Annotated in this window: 15 protein-coding genes and 1 pseudogene; 7 read left to right on the top strand and 9 right to left on the bottom strand. The window is 58.8% G+C overall.

Features of this window, described 5'->3' with window-relative positions; genetic code table 11:
* Positions 1-61 precede the first annotated feature (61 nt).
* Positions 62-913, top strand: a complete 852-nt coding sequence (gene pdxY / locus FW756_RS04640) for a pyridoxal kinase PdxY (RefSeq protein WP_446428996.1) — start codon at positions 62-64, stop codon at positions 911-913.
* On the opposite strand, the gene crcB is transcribed toward pdxY, so the two are convergent.
* From crcB to FW756_RS04655, 3 genes are read right to left on the bottom strand one after another with little or no spacing between them, the layout of a single operon-like run.
* Positions 910-1,284, bottom strand: coding sequence for a fluoride efflux transporter CrcB (crcB, locus tag FW756_RS04645; RefSeq protein ID WP_446428997.1), 375 nt, complete (start codon positions 1,282-1,284; stop codon positions 910-912). The two genes, pdxY and crcB, sit on opposite strands and share 4 nt — an antisense overlap.
* A complete protein-coding gene (locus FW756_RS04650; RefSeq protein WP_446428998.1) occupies positions 1,277-1,708 on the bottom strand; it encodes a fluoride efflux transporter FluC in 432 nt (143 codons plus the stop codon). Before FW756_RS04650 ends, crcB begins: the two co-directional genes overlap by 8 nt.
* Positions 1,709-1,761: 53 nt before the next feature.
* Positions 1,762-2,292: a hypothetical protein gene (locus FW756_RS04655; RefSeq protein WP_446428999.1), complete on the bottom strand. Its 531-nt coding sequence runs from the start codon at positions 2,290-2,292 to the stop codon at positions 1,762-1,764.
* A gap of 127 nt (positions 2,293-2,419) precedes the next feature.
* Here FW756_RS04655 and FW756_RS04660 point away from each other — a divergent pair, with 127 nt between their 5' ends.
* The 4 genes from FW756_RS04660 (at position 2,420) to FW756_RS04675 (ending at position 7,191) form a co-directional block, all read left to right on the top strand.
* Positions 2,420-3,370, top strand: coding sequence for an ABC transporter substrate-binding protein (locus FW756_RS04660; RefSeq protein ID WP_446429000.1), 951 nt, complete (start codon positions 2,420-2,422; stop codon positions 3,368-3,370).
* Positions 3,371-3,409: 39 nt separating this feature from the next.
* Positions 3,410-4,363, top strand: a complete 954-nt coding sequence (locus FW756_RS04665; protein ID WP_446429001.1) for an amino acid ABC transporter permease — start codon at positions 3,410-3,412, stop codon at positions 4,361-4,363.
* Positions 4,360-5,130: an amino acid ABC transporter ATP-binding protein gene (locus FW756_RS04670; protein WP_446429002.1), complete on the top strand. Its 771-nt coding sequence runs from the start codon at positions 4,360-4,362 to the stop codon at positions 5,128-5,130. Before FW756_RS04665 ends, FW756_RS04670 begins: the two co-directional genes overlap by 4 nt.
* Before the next feature lie 105 nt (positions 5,131-5,235).
* Positions 5,236-7,191, top strand: a complete 1,956-nt coding sequence (locus FW756_RS04675; RefSeq protein ID WP_446429003.1) for a cyanophycinase — start codon at positions 5,236-5,238, stop codon at positions 7,189-7,191.
* A 729-nt stretch (positions 7,192-7,920) separates the two neighbouring features.
* Here the strand turns inward: FW756_RS04675 and FW756_RS04680 are convergent.
* Positions 7,921-12,384 (bottom strand): hypothetical protein, encoded by a 4,464-nt coding sequence (locus tag FW756_RS04680; RefSeq protein ID WP_446429004.1) that lies wholly within the window; start codon positions 12,382-12,384, stop codon positions 7,921-7,923.
* A gap of 481 nt (positions 12,385-12,865) precedes the next feature.
* Between FW756_RS04680 and FW756_RS04685 the strand changes: the two genes are divergently transcribed.
* The gene (locus FW756_RS04685; protein ID WP_446429005.1) at positions 12,866-13,150 is read left to right on the top strand and encodes a prepilin-type N-terminal cleavage/methylation domain-containing protein; all 285 of its coding nucleotides are present in this window, start codon (positions 12,866-12,868) and stop codon (positions 13,148-13,150) included.
* Between the two features lie 477 nt (positions 13,151-13,627).
* On the opposite strand, the gene FW756_RS04690 is transcribed toward FW756_RS04685, so the two are convergent.
* The 3 genes from FW756_RS04690 to FW756_RS04700 all read right to left on the bottom strand — a co-directional run bounded on the left by FW756_RS04690 (position 13,628) and on the right by FW756_RS04700 (position 16,055).
* On the bottom strand, positions 13,628-14,008 hold the full coding sequence (locus tag FW756_RS04690) for a hypothetical protein (protein WP_446429006.1): 381 nt from the start codon (positions 14,006-14,008) through the stop codon (positions 13,628-13,630).
* An 80-nt stretch (positions 14,009-14,088) separates the two neighbouring features.
* On the bottom strand, positions 14,089-14,862 hold the full coding sequence (locus tag FW756_RS04695) for a hypothetical protein (protein WP_446429007.1): 774 nt from the start codon (positions 14,860-14,862) through the stop codon (positions 14,089-14,091).
* 32 nt (positions 14,863-14,894) lie between these two features.
* Complete coding sequence (locus FW756_RS04700; RefSeq protein WP_446429008.1) at positions 14,895-16,055, bottom strand: hypothetical protein; 1,161 nt, start codon at positions 16,053-16,055, stop codon at positions 14,895-14,897.
* Positions 16,056-16,249: 194 nt separating this feature from the next.
* Between FW756_RS04700 and FW756_RS04705 the strand changes: the two are divergent.
* A pseudogene (locus FW756_RS04705) lies at positions 16,250-16,426 on the top strand (helix-turn-helix domain-containing protein); the annotation flags it as partial.
* Between the two features lie 9 nt (positions 16,427-16,435).
* Here the strand turns inward: FW756_RS04705 and FW756_RS04710 are convergent.
* Entirely contained in the window at positions 16,436-16,816 is a 381-nt protein-coding gene (locus tag FW756_RS04710) for a hypothetical protein (RefSeq protein WP_446429222.1), read from the bottom strand.
* Between the two features lie 197 nt (positions 16,817-17,013).
* Positions 17,014-17,202, bottom strand: a complete 189-nt coding sequence (locus tag FW756_RS04715; RefSeq protein WP_446429009.1) for a hypothetical protein — start codon at positions 17,200-17,202, stop codon at positions 17,014-17,016.
* Positions 17,203-17,258 lie beyond the last annotated feature (56 nt).

Here is a 17,258-nt window from a genome sequence, read left to right on the forward strand (position 1 = left end):
ATTGGTCTACGCAGGGTCGGGCGCAGTGGTCCACACGCCTCCCCGGTGGGAAAATCTTCCCATGCGAATGCTCTCAATTCAGTCCTCTGTCTCGTATGGCCACGTCGGCAACTCTGCAGCGGTCTTCCCTCTCCAGCGCATTGGCGTTGAAGTCATGCCGGTGTCAACTGTGTGCTTCTCAAACCACACCGGCTATGGCTCATGGGGTGGACCCATGCTCTCCGGTGACAACGTTCGCGACATCGTCGCTGGTGTTGAAGACCGCGGCGGCCTCGCAGGGGTCGCCGCAGTGCTCTCGGGCTATCAGGGTGGCGACGACATCGGCGACGCGATCCTTGACGCCGTCGCGCGCGTCAAGCGCCACAGCCCGGATGCGATCTACGCGTGTGACCCGGTTCTCGGAAACGCGACTTCAGGGTGTCACGTCGCGCCAGAGGTGCAGTCGCTCATTCGCGATCGCGTTGTCCCCCACGCTGACCTCATCACGCCGAATCAATTCGAGCTCGGCTTCATAACAGGGACCTCGCCAGACACGCTCGAATCGACGCTTGCTTCGATCGATGCGGCGATGTCAATTGGTCCGAAGTACGTCCTGGTGACGAGTGTGGTAACCCCTGACCAGGCCGAAGACACCATCTCAATGATTGCGGCGACACCGGCTGGCGCCTGGATGGTCACTACTCCACGTCTCCCCCTGAAGGCGAACGGCTCTGGCGACGTCACCGCAGCACTGTTCACAGCTCACTTTGCCCGCACAGGTGATGCAGCAGACGCGCTCGTACGCACCGCATCGAGTGTGTACACCCTGCTCGAAAACACCCTCAAATCAGGTGAGCGCGAGCTCCAGCTCGTTGAATCCCAAGAGGCATACGCGCACCCCAGCATGCAGTTCGTCGCAGAACAGATCCGCTAGATCGCGAGCTGTCCGAGCGCGACACCAGCGATCGCACACGCGACAGCCACAACGAGCATTCCCACACTGTTCGTGAGCGCCGCCCAATACCGGCGCTCACGAATGAGTTTGAGTGTGTCAAGGCTTGCGGTGCTGAATGTTGTGTAGCCGCCCAGCAGTCCGGTGCCAAGCAGCAGGGCCCATGGCGTGGCGATGGCAAGACCCGTGATCAGTCCTAGCGCAAACGATCCGCTCACATTCACGAGCATGATGCCCAATGGGTAGCGGGTGCGGATCCGCCGCATCACCAGGGTGTCGACCACATGACGCAGTGCCGCACCGAAACCACCACCAACAGCAACACAGACAAGCGCGAGAATCCCGTTAGGCACGTGTCTCCCGTCTGCGGGCTGCGCGGCTGCCGATCCGCTCGCCGGCGATAATCCCAACGAAGCTCGCGATGGCGCCACCAACGAGCGTCAGGCCAGCGTACGCCGACAATCGGCCCCAGTCATCAGTCAGCACAAAGCCGCTCAGCTCGACCGCGACCAAGCTGTAGGTCGTGAACCCACCCAGAACGCCTGTTCCCAGGAATAGCCGCGTGGACCGGCGCCTACCGGCGTCAGGCCCGAGCGCTGAAAGCCAGAACGTCATGAGGGCGAGCGAGAAGGCACCGACGAGGTTGACGGCAAGAGTTGCAGTGGGAAACCCTCCCGGCTCGGCAGTAGCGTGCGTGAGTCCGTGTCTCATGCTGGCGCCGATAGCCCCGCCAAGCGCAACAACAAGCACTTCTCTTACCAATGGCACGGACTTCACCTGGCCAGTCTATTGCTGGTGTTTCTTGAGTGACCGACGAGCGCTGCCGGAAGTTATCGAATGTAGACGTCGAGATGGTTGCCGTACGTGCCGCGATCATAGATCTTGCCCGAGAACCCAAACGGGGTCTCAACAACTGTGCCCTTCGCCGCATCGCCCGCGAGCACGATGAACCCGTCGGCGTCACTCACATACCCTGCCGCATTGACATGCCTCCCAGGCACGTCAAGACCCTCGCCAGGGAGCACCTGCTGACTGTAGTAAGTGAAGCGATAGCCGCCCCAGTTGACCACACCGCTAAACAGAAACTGTTCGAGCGTGTAGAGCGCACCGGTCGGGTGAGCCGCAGACTCCATGTCTTCGACAGCTGGCACGCGAAGATCAAGCAATTTCTCTGGCCCCTCAGCCACAACAAACGCTTGCACTCCGCTTGCCGCAGAAAGATCATATTCTGCACCACTCTGAGAATCCGCGTGGCTTACCGGCGCTAGCGCGGCCGAGCCGAGCAGAAGTCCTGAGAATGTCACAGCCGCAACTGCCTTACCCCGTGAGAGGCGTGGGGTGGCAGATCGAGCGAGAGACATGATGCCGAAACTCTACCTTGAGTCGCTGAATATTCAAGACATAAAGAAATAGACATTTCTCTTATTGCATTTGTCACACCATCATGAAATGATCATTTCACATCACAACAGAGCAAAGGAGCTCTCAATGAAACTGAAGTCGCTGACCCCGCTCGTGTGCGCCGCTGGCATCGCTTTCGCGCTGTCCCTGACCGGCTGCACCAATGCATCTGAGGCACCAGCAGCGGGTGGAGCAGAGTCTGCTGAATCGACCACCGGTTCCGGCCTCCCAACCGAGCAAATCACCGCACTCAAGGCAAACCCAGCACTTATTGAGCTGCTCCCCGCGACCGTCGCAGACTCGGGCAAGCTTCGTATCGCGACCGATCCCACCTACGCACCGTTCGAGGTCTATGCAGATGACAACAAGACCGTCGTCGGCCTCGACGCCGATCTCGCAACGTCTCTCGGGCAGCTCCTTGACCTTGAGGTCGAGTTTGTCCCAGCCGGTTTCGATGCCATCATTCCAGGCTTGTCATCCGGCAAGTACGACATGGCAATGTCAGCTTTCTCCGTCACCGATGAGCGCAAGGCAAATGCAGACTTTGTGATCTACCACCAGTCAGGCAGTGGCGTCGCTGTCCCAACGGGGAACCCAGACAAGCTCTCGGTGGATCCACTCTCACTCTGCGGCAAGACCATCGGTGCAGAAAAGGGCACCACCCAGGGCATGGAAATGCTTCCGGGGTTCAGCACCACCTGCACCGACGCTGGCAAGGAAGCAATCGACATCAAGCTCTTCCCAGGCACAGACAAGGCGATCACCGCCCTCTCATCGGGTCGTGTCGCTGGCGTCGTTTCTGGCGCGACAGGCCTCGGCTACCAGGCCAAGATCACCGGTGCGTTCGATCTCGCTGAGGGTGGTGACTACGCCTCAAAGCCGACCGGCCTTGTCCTTCCGAAGGGCTCAGACCTCACTCCAGCAATTACTGCCGCAATGCAGGAACTCGTCACGACCGAGGCCTACACCGAGGCCTTCGCAAAGTGGGGCATTAACGAAAGCAACTACGTCACCCCCGACGAAGTTCCCGTTTCGTAATTCTCCGCTCGGCCGCAAGGACAAAGGTACAAAATCGCGATGAGTACATTGGTGGATCCGATGAACACAACAACTCCCCCGCATGCTCCTCCCACAGAGGACTATCCGATTGCACAGAAGAAGCACCCTTGGCGGTGGATCTCAGGCGCCGTCATCCTGTTGCTCTTGGGAATGCTTGCGTATTCAGCAATCACGAATCCACGATTCCGCTGGGACGTCATCGGACTGTACTTCCGCGATGTTTCTATTGCCGAGGGCATCAAGCTCACCTTGTTCCTCACCGTCGTTTGCATGGTCGTTGGAATCGTCCTTGGCATCGTTCTGGCAGTGATGCGGCTGTCGGTGAATCCAGTTATCAGAGGAGCAGCTGGCCTCTACGTGTTCTTCTTCCGAGGCACCCCTGTCCTCGTACAGCTGCTCCTCTGGTACAACCTCGCCGCGCTCTACCCAGACATCACATTTGGCATCCCCGGCATCCACCTCGACGCCAACCAGATCGTTACGCCACTCATGGCGGCAATTCTTGGCCTCGGCTTGAATGAGGCCGCATACATGTCTGAAATTGTGCGAGCAGGCATCCTCTCCGTCGACCAAGGGCAGTCTGAAGCATCGGGCGCGCTCGGCCTCAACCGACTGCAGACCATGGTGAAGGTAGTGCTCCCCCAAGCCATGCGCGTGATCATCCCGCCGACTGGTAACGAGACCATCGGCATGCTCAAGCAGACGTCCCTGGTGAGTGTCCTCGCCGTGTCTGAGCTGTTGTACACAACGCAGGTGATTTACACGAAGAACTTCCAAGTCATTCCAATGCTCATCGTGGCAAGCATCTGGTACATCATCATGACCACCGTCTTTACGCTCGGCCAAGCTTGGCTCGAAAACCGCTACTCTCGCGGTGCCACCCGCACCGTACAGCCCAGTTGGGTCGACCGAATCCGTAACGCAATGCGCGTTCACTCGCCAGCAAGCAACCCGAAGGGGCTCAAGTCATGACCACCTCAGATCTCATGGTGCGCGCTGCAAACGTGCACAAGCATTTCGGGTCGCTCCAAGTCCTCAAAGGCGTAGACCTCGAAGTTGGCCGCGGCGAAGTTGTCTGTCTCATTGGCGCATCGGGTTCAGGCAAGAGCACACTCCTGCGCTGCATTAACCACCTTGAAAAGCTTGATGGTGGACGAATCTGGGTCGATGACAACGTGGTCGGTTACGAGCTGCGCAATAAGACCCTGCATGAGAAGAACTACAGCGAGATCTGCAAGGACCGCACACAAACAGGCATGGTGTTTCAGCAGTTCAACCTCTTCGGACACATGACTGTGCTCGAAAACATCATGCTCGCGCCGAAAACCGTGTTGCGCAAGCGCACTGCCGAGGTGAAGCCACGTGCACTTGCACTGCTCGAGCAAGTTGGCCTTGCAGATAAGGCAAATGCCTACCCGCGTCAGCTCTCTGGTGGCCAGCAGCAGCGCGTTGCGATCGCTCGCGCGCTCTGCATGGACCCAAAGCTCATGCTCTTTGATGAGCCCACCAGTGCGCTCGACCCCGAACTCGTCGGCGAAGTCCTCAAGGTCATGCGTGACCTCGCCGCCTCCGGGATGACGATGATCGTCGTCACGCACGAGATGGGCTTTGCTCGCGAAGTCGCGGATCGCGTGGTCTTTATGCACGGCGGTCAGATCGTCGAACAGGGGCCAGCTGCAGAGCTGCTCGAGAATCCCAAGCACGAGCGCACCCAGGCATTCCTGGCCGCAGTGCACTAATCGATCTAGGCAAATTTCGGCCACTCAACGTCACTGGCGACACGTCAGGACAGCGCCGCTGCATGCATGCGTGCGGCAACTCAATGAAGAGATTGGAATCTATTCGTGAATCATCAGAAGATTCGCCGAAGTCTCGGTGTCACCGCAGTGGTTGCGTCCCTCGCAGCCACCAGCCTCACTGTCGGCGCGGCAACTGCGTTCGCAAACGAGGGTGATGCGGCTGCACCAGCGGCTGACACTGGCAAGAAGGGCACCGTCGTCATGATCGGCGGGGCGATCTCGCCGAACGACACCGAGTACAGTTCGAGAATCATGGACGAGATCGTTCGTCTTGCGCAAGAACATGCCGGTGAGGGGAAACGACCACTCATCGCCGTCTCTACGGCTGCTTCAACTCCCGCTGCAAACGCAGAGGAGGCAGCCGATGAAGACGAAGACAACGCCACCATCAACGGCATGGTCTATTACAAGGAGTGGTTCGAACGGCACGGCGCCGATGTCTACCCCATTCCGGTAGATGTGAACCCCGGCTTGGACTATCCAGGCGACCCCTACAGTGCTGATAACGCGAACGATCCAGACGTTGCAGCGGCAATTGCTGCGGCAGACGGAGTCTTCTTCGGCGGCGGGGACCAGACCAACTACGTTCGCGCGTTCATGGACTGCACCGGCCCCGACGCAGCGGCGGAAGCAATTCACGCGTACACCACCTGCACCGACACCCCAGCCATGGCAGCGATTCGCTCAGTCGTAGATAGCGGCGGTGTCACTGGCGGCACGAGCGCAGGTCTCGCGATTCAGCAGGGCAAAGACATGATCTCAGGCGGATCGCTCTACCAGTCGTGGGCTGAAGGTGCACGACCGGGTTGGTATTCCGGTGATGATCCAGAAATCGGCGACCCGCTCACCTATATCCCCGCTGGCGGGTTTGGGTTCTTTGACGAAGGCACGATGGACTCACACTTCGCTCGCCGTGATCGGCAGCCACGAGTGATCCGCCTCGCGATCGAGACCGGCCACGATCTGGCATTCGGCGTCGAAGAGAAGACCGCTCTGATCGTGGATCGCGCAAGCCGCACCGGCCGCGTGATGGGCGAGCTCGGCGCAACAATGCTTGACGTGAGTGATGCAGTTTCAGACGGACAGAATGTTTCAGGCGTGCGTTATTCGTATTTCGGAGACGGCTCGACCATCGACTTCGCTAGCCGCAAGATTTCTCTTGCCGGCGACGTCAAGACTGGCCCGGGAACGGCAACGATTCCGGCTGACTGGGCACAGGAGGACATCTGGGGTTCAGGTGACTGCAACGACGGAATCTTCGGCACGATGAGCGTCGTCGAGCAGCTCGTCCCTTCAACCGAGTCTCGCTTGAGCGGCATCACCTGCGACGCGGGAGACGGCGAACCCCGTTTCGTCACCACGCTGAATCGCACCGCTGACACACAGTGGACGAATACTGGCAGCTTCACCGACCTGGAAATCACGATCGCCAACGAAGCCGCCCTGCAGGTATCTCCCGTCACCAATCTTACTGCAGTCGTAGCAGGTCAGGAGTCGGAGCTCGCGTTTACCGTCACCAACACCGGCGGTACCGGCGTGACCGGAGTCACCCTCGGCGGCGCATTGGCACCTGCCCACGACCTGGCAAGCATGGCAAATGAGGTGCTGCTTCCCGGTCAGTCGGTGACGGTTTCGACCCCCTATACCGCAAAGCTCGGCGCGCAGGAGTTCGCCGTCACAGTGACCGCAACACCCACAACAACGGCAGGCGCTCCGCTCAACGCTGACGACGCTACTTACGCCCAGACATTCTCGGTCACCGGCGTGAAGAACTCGACAGATGGCGGAACCGACGGCGGCACTGATACCGGGACGACTCCCGGCACCGGAGCGAACGGCACAACTGATAACGGTGCTGCTGGTGGAAGCAAGGACGGCGCACTAGCGCATACCGGTGCAGATACCAACGCAGCATGGAGTTACGGTCTTGCGGGACTCGCGCTCGTGCTCGCCGGTGCGGCAGCGACGATCTTTGGACGTCGCTCACGCGCTCAGCGATAGCGTGCTCCGGTAGCGAACTACCCGAGCAAGAGGGGCCTGGGGTTCACACAGATTGGTGTGGACCCCAGGCCCCTCCTTTCGTGCTGCCGAATGCCGCGTTGCCGCACGTCGAAACAAGGTTCTGCGCAGGCGGGATCCGTGCACAATCGATGTGCGGCACGGTATGGCTGGCCGCGCGTGAACGACGAGACCGCCTCACGGCACGCAATCCTCACCATGGGCGCAAGCAAAGGCGGGCCCGGCCAGAAGACCGAGACCCGCTCATATGGTGGGACTGTTCTCCTCCCATGCAAACAAACTCGGCGAGGTCTACGGACACCTTGTCCGCCAGTCATCCAGCCCTCCACCGGCCGAGGGGACGGTCGCACCGCCCAGGAGCACGAGCCCCCGAGTCTCCGGCGCGAAGGCGCAACAGATTGTCGAGGGCTATAAGGCAGGGCTCACCGTCTACGAGCTTGCGGAGAAGCACGGCGTCCACCGCGCCACCGCGAGTGAGGTGCTCAAGCGCAACGGGATTGCGATGCGGCGCCAGCCTCCTACAGAGGCGCAAGCCGACGAAATGGTTCGTCTCTACCAGGAAGGCCTATCACTTCGGCAGGTCGGCGACCGCCTGGGTTTCAATGCCAGCACCGTACTCAACAAGCTCAGGGCCAGAGGTATTACTACACGTGATTCGCACGGTCGAAGCTGAATCGTTGCATCTTAGGAGCTCTAGCTGGAACACTCGGTTCAGAACCGTTCGGCTTCCGTAACCGCATCATCCACACCGTAGGCACCGATCAAGAGCATCCCATCTAGCACGTCGAGTAGCTCGGCTCTATGCGCCTTGTTGCGGGATTGAGCCAGTCCTCGGACCACAAGCTGGCTGATATACGGCGCATCACCAGCTGCACCCGTTCGGATATCGCTTGCATCAGCACCAAAGACGGAAATAAATCTCCGCGAGGCCTGCAATACGAGTTCATCCACTTTGTCCGTTGAGTTTTGCAGCGTAATCAAGAGTTGAGGGGTAGCACGTTCGTATACCGGCGACTCAATTAATGCCTTAAGCAGAGACATGAAAGGCCGGAGCGGCTTATCACGCAAGTGCATCGCCACCTTAGCAACGGCCTCTTGCACTTCCGGTTCGGCATCATCCATCAGGGCTATCAATACGGAACTAGCGAGCTTCGCGTTCGACGTACTATCGACGTGATTCGCGAAGACTTCTGCAGCCCCAGTTCGCACGAGCTTGCAACTGGTGAATACGCGATCTATCAGCTTCGCGCGACCCCATTCGAGGGCAGCGAAAGCGGCTAGTCTTCCTCCTTCCTGACGTGCCTCCGGATCCTGGGAGACCAACATCCGATCTATGACAGGATCAATGAGTGTAGGGTCCACGTTGCCGAGGTAGATCATCAATCGCCGTACAAAATGCGTAGCCAGAATCCGATCATCGGTATCGATCAGTGTCTGGAATGCGATCTCGACTTGCGGGCGAGCATGTCGAAGCGCCGCAGCAAGTGTGTGCGCAACGGATGACCTGACGAAGATCACCGGATCGCTAGCGAGCTCACCAAGATGCGGTCGAACGAGTTCGGTCCGCTGGCCGTCGGTATCGAAGATGAGGAGATTGCCCAACGCTTCAACAAGACTACCTCTCGCGGTATTGATAGCGTTGGTATACATGTCGACCGCGCTTCGCCCATCGTCGTCATTGCGCGTGAAAATCGGTTTGTCATCAGAAGGGTCGGCCGAGGACAACGCGCGATGGAGAATAAGCTCGACGAGGTCAAGCGGCACTTCTCGGTAGTAATGTTGCAAGGCTCTACCAAGCCAGCGGTCCACTTCTTCGTGACCCAGCGCCGCAAGATGCCGCACCGCGTCGAAGATCAGCGGCGCTGCTTGCTCAGTGTGTACGGCCTCAGCAAACCCCATCAATAGGCCATCGGCGTACGCTGGACTGAGGCTCGGCGTCAGACGTAGCGCCAATCGAGCGAACCGGATAGGGTCTTCAGTCGTTTGGGCCTTGAGGACTTGCGACAGCTGACGATCGCCACCAGTCAACTTATCCCAGTTGGTTTCATCCGTTTCATATCGAGCCATGGCTCCGAGCCACTGGTCATCGCTCATCCTGCTTGCAGCTTCAGCGGATATGGGCGACCCTATCCAACCACCTCTGCCGCCATCGGGCTCAGAAGGCGTGGTTTCGTGAAACTTCCTTCGGTGCTCATTGAGCCGCCTAGCTCCTGCTGGTGAAAGCCGTTCTTCCTCCATCGCCGACAGAAACTTGAACGCTGTTCGCCCAAAGCTGTGTGTAGTCTCATACGGGTTACGCAGGTCCAGGAATAGGCTTTCAAGTTTCTGATGAACATCATCATCAACGAGGGGACCCACGGACCGGAGAAGCTCACGTGCTACCCAAACTGAATCTGAAGTGTAGCCGCAAGAAAGTCTCGCTCCCCCTTCGAGCAGCAGATTTGATATCCAGCCCTGAAAGTTCTTGACACCTGCGGTGAGCGCCCGGTAAAGCATAAACTGCGCGCCATCATGCGGGTCTGTCGAAATTGTTTCGAGTAGTGGACGCACTTCATCTGGCTTCGTTTGTGCGAGCTTCTCTAGCGCACCAACAGAGCCGGCAAACAATGCGTCGTCGAGGTCCCGATCATCCAGCTCGCCCGGGTGGAATCGAATGGAGAAGTGTTTGTCCGCAATCGGATACCCGAGATGAGGCTCATAGGCAGTCGCGGCCATAACTCGAAGAAGGTAAGGAACGACCTCCTCCGCGAACGCGAGCGGCTCTGCGGCTGCAGCTTCACGCACCAGTTCTGTGGCACTATAGTCGTGAAATTTGAGAAGAGATACGACGCCCTGCTCGTCGACCTCAAGTCCTTCCGGGTGTTCGATGATGCGGGCGCGTATCAACTCAATTGCCCAGATTGGCCTGTACTTCGCGAGGTCGTGAACAGCAAGCCATAGCTCGTTTCCAGTCTCGTCAAAGCCGCCAGCCCGGACAGCACCGAGCAGAAGATCAAACATCCCTCTGCTGCGATGTGAATCGGCGCGCCCAACCGTCCAGCGCACCCATTCAAGGTATTGCGGATGGGACTGCCGCGCATGCAACAGCTCTGCAACTAAGAGCGATTCATCTCTAACGCTCGTCATCATCAAGTTGAGTGCACGCGTCTGCAGCTCGGACTCATCACTATCAAGCCAGTCGTCGATATACCCATCTTCAAAGAAACGCCTGAGCCAAGCGCTGCGACGGGTATGCGACCAAAGATGAGCTTCCAGTTGCGGTGCCGCAGCGGCAACACGCAGGACAGTATCGACGTCATCGCTGCTGGGAGAGATAAGAGCGGACAGCACTGCGAGCGCCGTCTCCTTGATATGGAAGCGCACACTATCGCTCGTTAGAACAGCCTCAACCTCAGCTCGAAACCGGTCAGGCTCGCGCTCGTATAAGTGCTGCAGAATTTGACGAACCTGCGCGCGACGGAACAGTTCTTGTTCGTCTCGCAGCAAAAAAGCCACCAGCGTCTCGGAACGGGACACCCATTGCCTTGCAAATGCATAGTCAAAAAAGGCCTCGTGAAAGAACGCGATTCGCGCGCCATCTCGCGCTAGCACATGCTCTGAAACAAGCACGTTGGCATCCTCAATGAGGTCGTTGTCGTCAAGGACCTCAATCGGAATCGACAACGTCTGTCGATCGCTAGCTTCATTCGCAATTCGGCTTATGACATCATTAAATCGGATCCCGCTCCGCCTAGCTCGCGAATTTTGCCTTTTACGCTCCCAGTAGGCCTCAAATAGCGACCCCCGGGACTGAAACGTCACGGCACCCGCTTGACCAGCTATCGTCTTGAGTAGCACGAGATGCATTGGAGTCTGCAGGATCGCCCGCTGAGATGCAGACAAGCTACCTGCTTCGAGACCCATTGCGGTCACCGCAGCATCAACCACCTCAGCCGAGAGCAGATCGACCGTTATCTTGCCCGCGTCGGTTCGATCGGCAAGCGTTCGAATCCGATGATCGTTCTCGATGTCGAACTCACGGCAGGCAAGGATCACCTTCATGCCAGTCACAGAAAGAGCTTCTCCCACAAGATCTGCAACAACGTCGAAACTCTCTGGGATGCGTCCAGAGGCAAGACTGACTGCATCGAGTTGATCGATGACAAGATATGCGTCTCGTCCCTCAGCGGATAGTGCGAGCGCTGTGGCCGGTGAAGTGTCTAACCCCAGATGCTGACCCAACTCGACAGTCGAGGTGAATGCACCAAATCGGTCGAGACGGAACGCCAAAACATGCGCGCCTGTTGCTTCAAGTGACTCGACGGCCTGCTCAAGGACCGAGCTTTTGCCGCCTCCCGCAGCCCCAGCTACGAGCCCCGTTCGATGATCCTGAAGTGACTCAATCAGCTGCGTAGCCTCGGTGCGTTCGATGCGTGGTTGAAGCAGTTCACGACGGATGGATGCATGCCATCTGTTCGTAATGCTAATCACCTGATCTCGCATGGTCTTGCGAGATGCTGCTTCGATTGGTCGGATTCCCCGCAGTGCAAGAAGTTCAAGCAGATCAGCTCGCGTGAGCTTCTTTCCGAGGTTGTCGAGAAGAATGTCGCCGATCACGAGCGAGGCCATGGCACCAGCAGCACCCTCAAGCTGGCACGCCGCAAACATCGAGTTCACCCGTATCATGTCGTTCTCGTCCTGAACAAGGAACCACATTCCACGCAGTGTGCGCCAGGCTCTTTGAGGGTTCTCGAGAACGGCAGAAGCGCTCAATTGGTCGAACACGTTACGGAGTTCCTCAGTGAGCCACTCTTGAGTGAAGCCGTTCAAGTCTTCCGATTTACGAGCGCGCTCGGCCAACTCCTGCAGAGGACGGCAAGGAACAAGAGAAACAAAGTGAAATGCGCGTCCGGCCGCAACGTGGCCCGCCGCTGACCCGAATACACCGAGAGCTGCCAACGACCTCACTGACCAGCTGTTGCTGTTCCCATTCTGACGCTTAAGCTGATGGATCTCGGTAGTCGCGCCATTACGATAGGTGAACTCAGAGCCTTTGGCAAGGTCAAGATCGATATCCTCGAGCGTCAGTGAATACTCGCCATCGTTGATTATGCAATATAGCGCATGCCTGACAGCCCAGGCGGCCTCGTACCTATTGCCGATCTTGTCGGCTTCGCCTCCTGGCCTGGGGCTCAATTCTGATCCCCGACATTGATGGTCGCTGTCATTGAGATACACCTTATCGCGGCAACGTCTGCGTTTCTTTGACCAAGGAGAACCGAATGAGCGTGTAACGTCGCACTTGGAACCCCAGGCTTCCTGTCCACGTAATGCGATGTAATTCTTGCCATCCTGCGGGTGTCTCCTCTGCGCCGAGGGGGCGCTTACGTACTTACTATCAACCTTGCCCCTACAGTACCTGCGGCCACCGATGTCTGAGCATCGGACCAGCGCAGCCGGGACCACAGAGGCTTTGACTTGGTGCTGTGATCTGCCTGTAATTATTCCATGATCTGGGATTTTCGTGAAGCTCACTGAGCGTGGGGTGACGACGGCCACAGATCGCTCAACTCGCCGCTCACCACCTTCTCAAGCAGATAGGCCTGCGATCACATTGGCAGTACGCAGTGTCGAGAGAGACGAACTGTTGTAAAAACTACGCCACCTCGATCCTTGAATGAATATCGCCTATGCTTCAAAGTCGATCACAACAATGCAGCCAAAGACGACATCTCCACAAAATCAGCCCTTGCCTCAGCGAGGCTTCACTATCGTCGATCTCTTGGTCGTGATCGTCGTCATCGCCATTCTTGCCGCCGTGAGCATCTTGACGTACAACGGAATCCAAAAGAGGGCGGGGACTGCCGCCTACGTTGCAGCCGCCGACACTGCCGAGAAGCAAATTCGCCTCGTCTCGGTCGATGACAAGATCCCGCAGGCAACCCATGTTCACGACAGCTGACTTGGCGCTGCTTCAGGCTTTCCCGCCACCAGTGACTTCACAGCCAGTGAATGCGCTAGGTTCACAAACGAGAACGGAGAAATCACGAGCTACAAAGTTGATCCGGGCGACAGCACACTTCTTCGAACCGCTGGGGTCGAGGCGCCAGCTAAGTTTCCAACGGTTCGGATCAGCGCCAACGGTCAGCGCATTGTAAGCCGGGGAATTATCATCGGATACGTTATGAGCAATGCCGCATGGCTTGTTTACTATCCACCAGATCCATCGACGTGTGGCCGCGGAATCAACTGGATTGACTTGATCTTGCAGATGTACGAAAGCATGGTGCAGAGTGATCCGTCATTCGAAAATACTCTCGTTGATACCTATGGGCTGAACTGGCGTCAGGAGATCCGAAGCAACACCTTCGGTGGAGCTGGAATGTGCTGGCTCATAATCAACCTTCAGTAGGGGCGTGGTCGCGCAGATCCCGGCTTGTCAACCGATCGCCCCACTCGCTCTCAACGATCCCAGACACCAGTTTCCATTATTCGGGGCCATAGAGACGTAGTAGGTGATCTCCGGCGTCGCATTCTGCGAACTCTCCGGCCCCGTAATGACCAGCACGGCACGCGGCAACCCGAGTTCACAGTTGAGCTTGTCTTCAACCTTCCAGTTCCACCCCGGGTTCTCCTTGATCTGAGCGATTCGGTTTGCCTCCTGTGTGCCCTTGTCCGTCCGCTGGGCGCAGTACCACTCAGGCTTCTCGGATGGGCTCGGGAACCCGGCATTGCCCCAGTCTCGGACCAGCGTCACCCCAGTTTCGGAAATAGATGAGGATCCAGACGTCGCGTCTTCAGACGCAGGGTCGGTTGTCATTCAGCCTGTAAGCAACAGCAGACCAGTTGCCGCTAGCGAGGGGGCTACGGCTGCTCGACGTGATCGACCTGGTGCAATCATTACTGGAGCCCCTTCCAGCTCAAATTGTACGGATTCTCAACTTGCTCGTGAGTGATATCCCAATCCTGTGTAGTTTCATTCCATAGGAATCTTCGCCACACATCTGCTGGAGCTTGACCCTCGACAGTAGCGGTCATATAGCTCGTACAAACATACCCTTCACTTGGGTCTTTGAATGAATGCTCTTTCGGGCTGGTTGTGGTAGCTGGTAGGGGCTTATCGTCAGCAATCGCATTAAAGAAGGCCGTGTCTGTAAAGTCAACACCTTTCGAGGCCACGTTGTTAGTGAGGCACGAGTTCACACCATCCAGGATGCTCGCGGCACTGATGTCTTCCCGCCACTGATCATCGCGGAATTTGTCGGAAACGTATGCCCTCCAGAGAACCTGCTTCGCTTCGTAGCGAGCCTCTACTGCTTCAACCTTGTCCGTCCGGCTTGGTGCACCAAACTCACCTCCGAGCGGGTTGTTCGCTTGAAACTCTTTGCATGCCTTAGCGCGAACAGCCGCAAGGTCGCCGTCTCCCCCGAACTTTGCGAGCTGGCCAAGCTCATCCATGACGACCTCATTCACGACCAAGTTGTCGCGGATCTTCGGCACGTTCAATTCAGGAGTGGCTGACTGGGTAGGTGACGGAGTGACATCCGCGGACCGCGAGGTCTCGACCGGCTTCGTCTTGACCGGGGCAGCAGGACCATCACTAGCGCATCCGGTCGGCGAGAGGAACACCGTCAGGCAGGCGGCGCTCCCGATCGACTGAACTGTTCTTTTCATTTCTGTCCGCCTTTCGCGGTTCGTTGCAGTTCTCACCGCTGACCCTGCTGCCGAGCGCGAGCTACGACCAGCACCTGCGTCAATGCGAACACCGGGAGATAGATCCCGGAGGCGAGGCTCGTGCCGAGAACCCCCGTCACCATAGCAACCACCAACACCCCGAGGAGCACGATGTAGAGCGCGCCACCTTGGAGCAATCGGACCCCGGCTCCCGCCGCAGCATCCGCTGTGGGGTTGTAGGTGGCGAAGTAATAGAGCGGCGGCACGAGTGCAGCAACTGCGGCGAATTGAAACAGCTGTGCCGACGACGCGGCAGCAACTGTGCCATTGATTGCCAGCCAGAGAGCGAGGAGCGCGATCGTAGCGATGGCTCCCCCAACGACCGTCGAACGAGTTGCCGTCTTCTCCGGCGGTTCGAGCCCCGGATAAGCAACGAAGCGTCCCGGGATTCCGCTGAGTAACTGGAGAACCAGGAAGAGCACCACGCTGCACCCTGCTGTGAGCACGGCGCACAGCGACCCTTCCGCCGCCGAGGGCAAGAACAATCGCACCAGCCACGCACCGACGAGCGCCACGGCGAACATCTGGAGCACGGTCGCAGTCTGAATCAGAAGCAGGAACACCAGGTCGCGCCCTGCGGCAATCGGCGAACGACGATTCCGCACGGCAGTGAGTGATCCCGGCAGGTAGCCACTGGCAATCGGTGTGCGTACGGGGTTGTCGAAGACGCCGGCGCACTCAGTACGCTCGAGGTCGTAGGAAAACTCCATCCATTGCCTCGGTTCGAGCGCGGAAAAGTCAATCGTGAGCCGCCTACCGTTCTCAGAGACGATGAGGCCGGTGCTCAGCTTCTGCGACAGGTTGGAATTGTGCGCATCGACGGAAGCACCTGCGACCCGCCGACCCTTCTCGCAGTCCAATCCAAGGTCGCCGCCGCTGCTTGCAGGCTGCTCAATGCGGTCGGTGCCGGTGTTGCTGATGCGAGCTTGGAAGCGCATCCGGCCGTCAGCACCAGCCCCCGCGCGGACCTTGATACGGATGCCAGGCGCTGCCGAGCGGGGCTCAAATACGGTGTACCCGAGAAGAGGGTGGCCCCGGAGCTTCCACGAGAGCCAGATCCCGATGAGCGTTCCGAGCACGCCAAGCGCTGCGTCCCAGTTGCTGGCGAGGAACGCCACGGATGCTTCGATCATGGCCGGAGCTCTTTCCTGCGGCGGATCGCTCCTCCCCTGAGGGCGAGATGTTGAGTTGATACGTGCCGGATATTTCGTGCCTGATTCATCTTGCCGGATATTTCTGGTCGACGGAAGTCGTGGAGGCGACCAGCCTTGGAGTGGTGAGTATTCAGCCGGCGAGTTCGTGGAACCAGTACGTGCGCGAGCTCGGCGTGGAGCTGCCGCGGCGTCGTCTGGACGCGGGTCTCACCCAGGAGCAGCTGGCGCACCGCGCGGGGCTCACCCGGACCCACTACCAACAGGTCGAACGCGGGTACTGTAAGAAGAACGAGCCCGCAAACCCCAGCTTGAAGCTGCTGGTGCGGATCGCTCAGGCGCTCGGCGTAGAGGTCGCCGAACTACTCCCGCCGACCGCCAGGATCGAGTGGGGCGAGGAGACGAAGCGGAGCAGACGCTTCGCTCCCAGCGAGACCTGCGTGCACTCTGCCAAGCAGTTTGAGGAGGCGCTTCGAGGACTCCAGACTCATCTCGAGCTCTGTGTACTCGCTGGCGATACTGGTCCAGACCTCATCGTCGCCGTAGAAGCGGCGCGCTGCGACCACGAGGCACTCCGTCACCGTTTCCGCACCGCTTTCCGAGTCAAAGGACAGCCGTCGGAACACTCCGGGTGCGCTCTCCCGCTCTGTCTGGTGGTAGCGGTCCGCACTCCCCTCGGGGTCATGAAGCATCGCGCACCAGGGTGGGCACGCGGCATCGGACGCGGATGGGTTCAGTGTCATCAGGGCCTCCTGGGCGATCAGAGGAAGCGGCCCAGGGCTGATCATCTGGGGCTCGGGTGCCCAGACAGGAAGGTGATCAGCGGTCGCGCGCGACGATGAGCGCTGGAGCCGCGGGCTTCTAGCCTCGCAGGCAGAAACGGCCCCCGGCACCGTTCGGCCCCCGAATCGAAACTTTCCGAACTCTCTGAACGGGCACCTCAGACGCACATGGGCGGGCCAAGTTCGACCGCCTCGCCAGCCGTCGTGGCCGTGGCGATGCCGCAGACCCGCGCCTCGACGTCCGGCTCGATGAGCAGCGGCGTGTAGAGGGAGTTGACGTTGTCAGCGGAGCGTTCTTGGCTGCGCGAACTTGTAGGGTCGCTGACCGGGTAGATTCGGAAGCTCATCGAGCCTCCGTCCGTCTTGCCGTCCAGGCTCGTGACACGTCCCTAGACCCCCATGC

The organism is Leucobacter sp. 1207-22 (genome assembly GCF_052850455.1).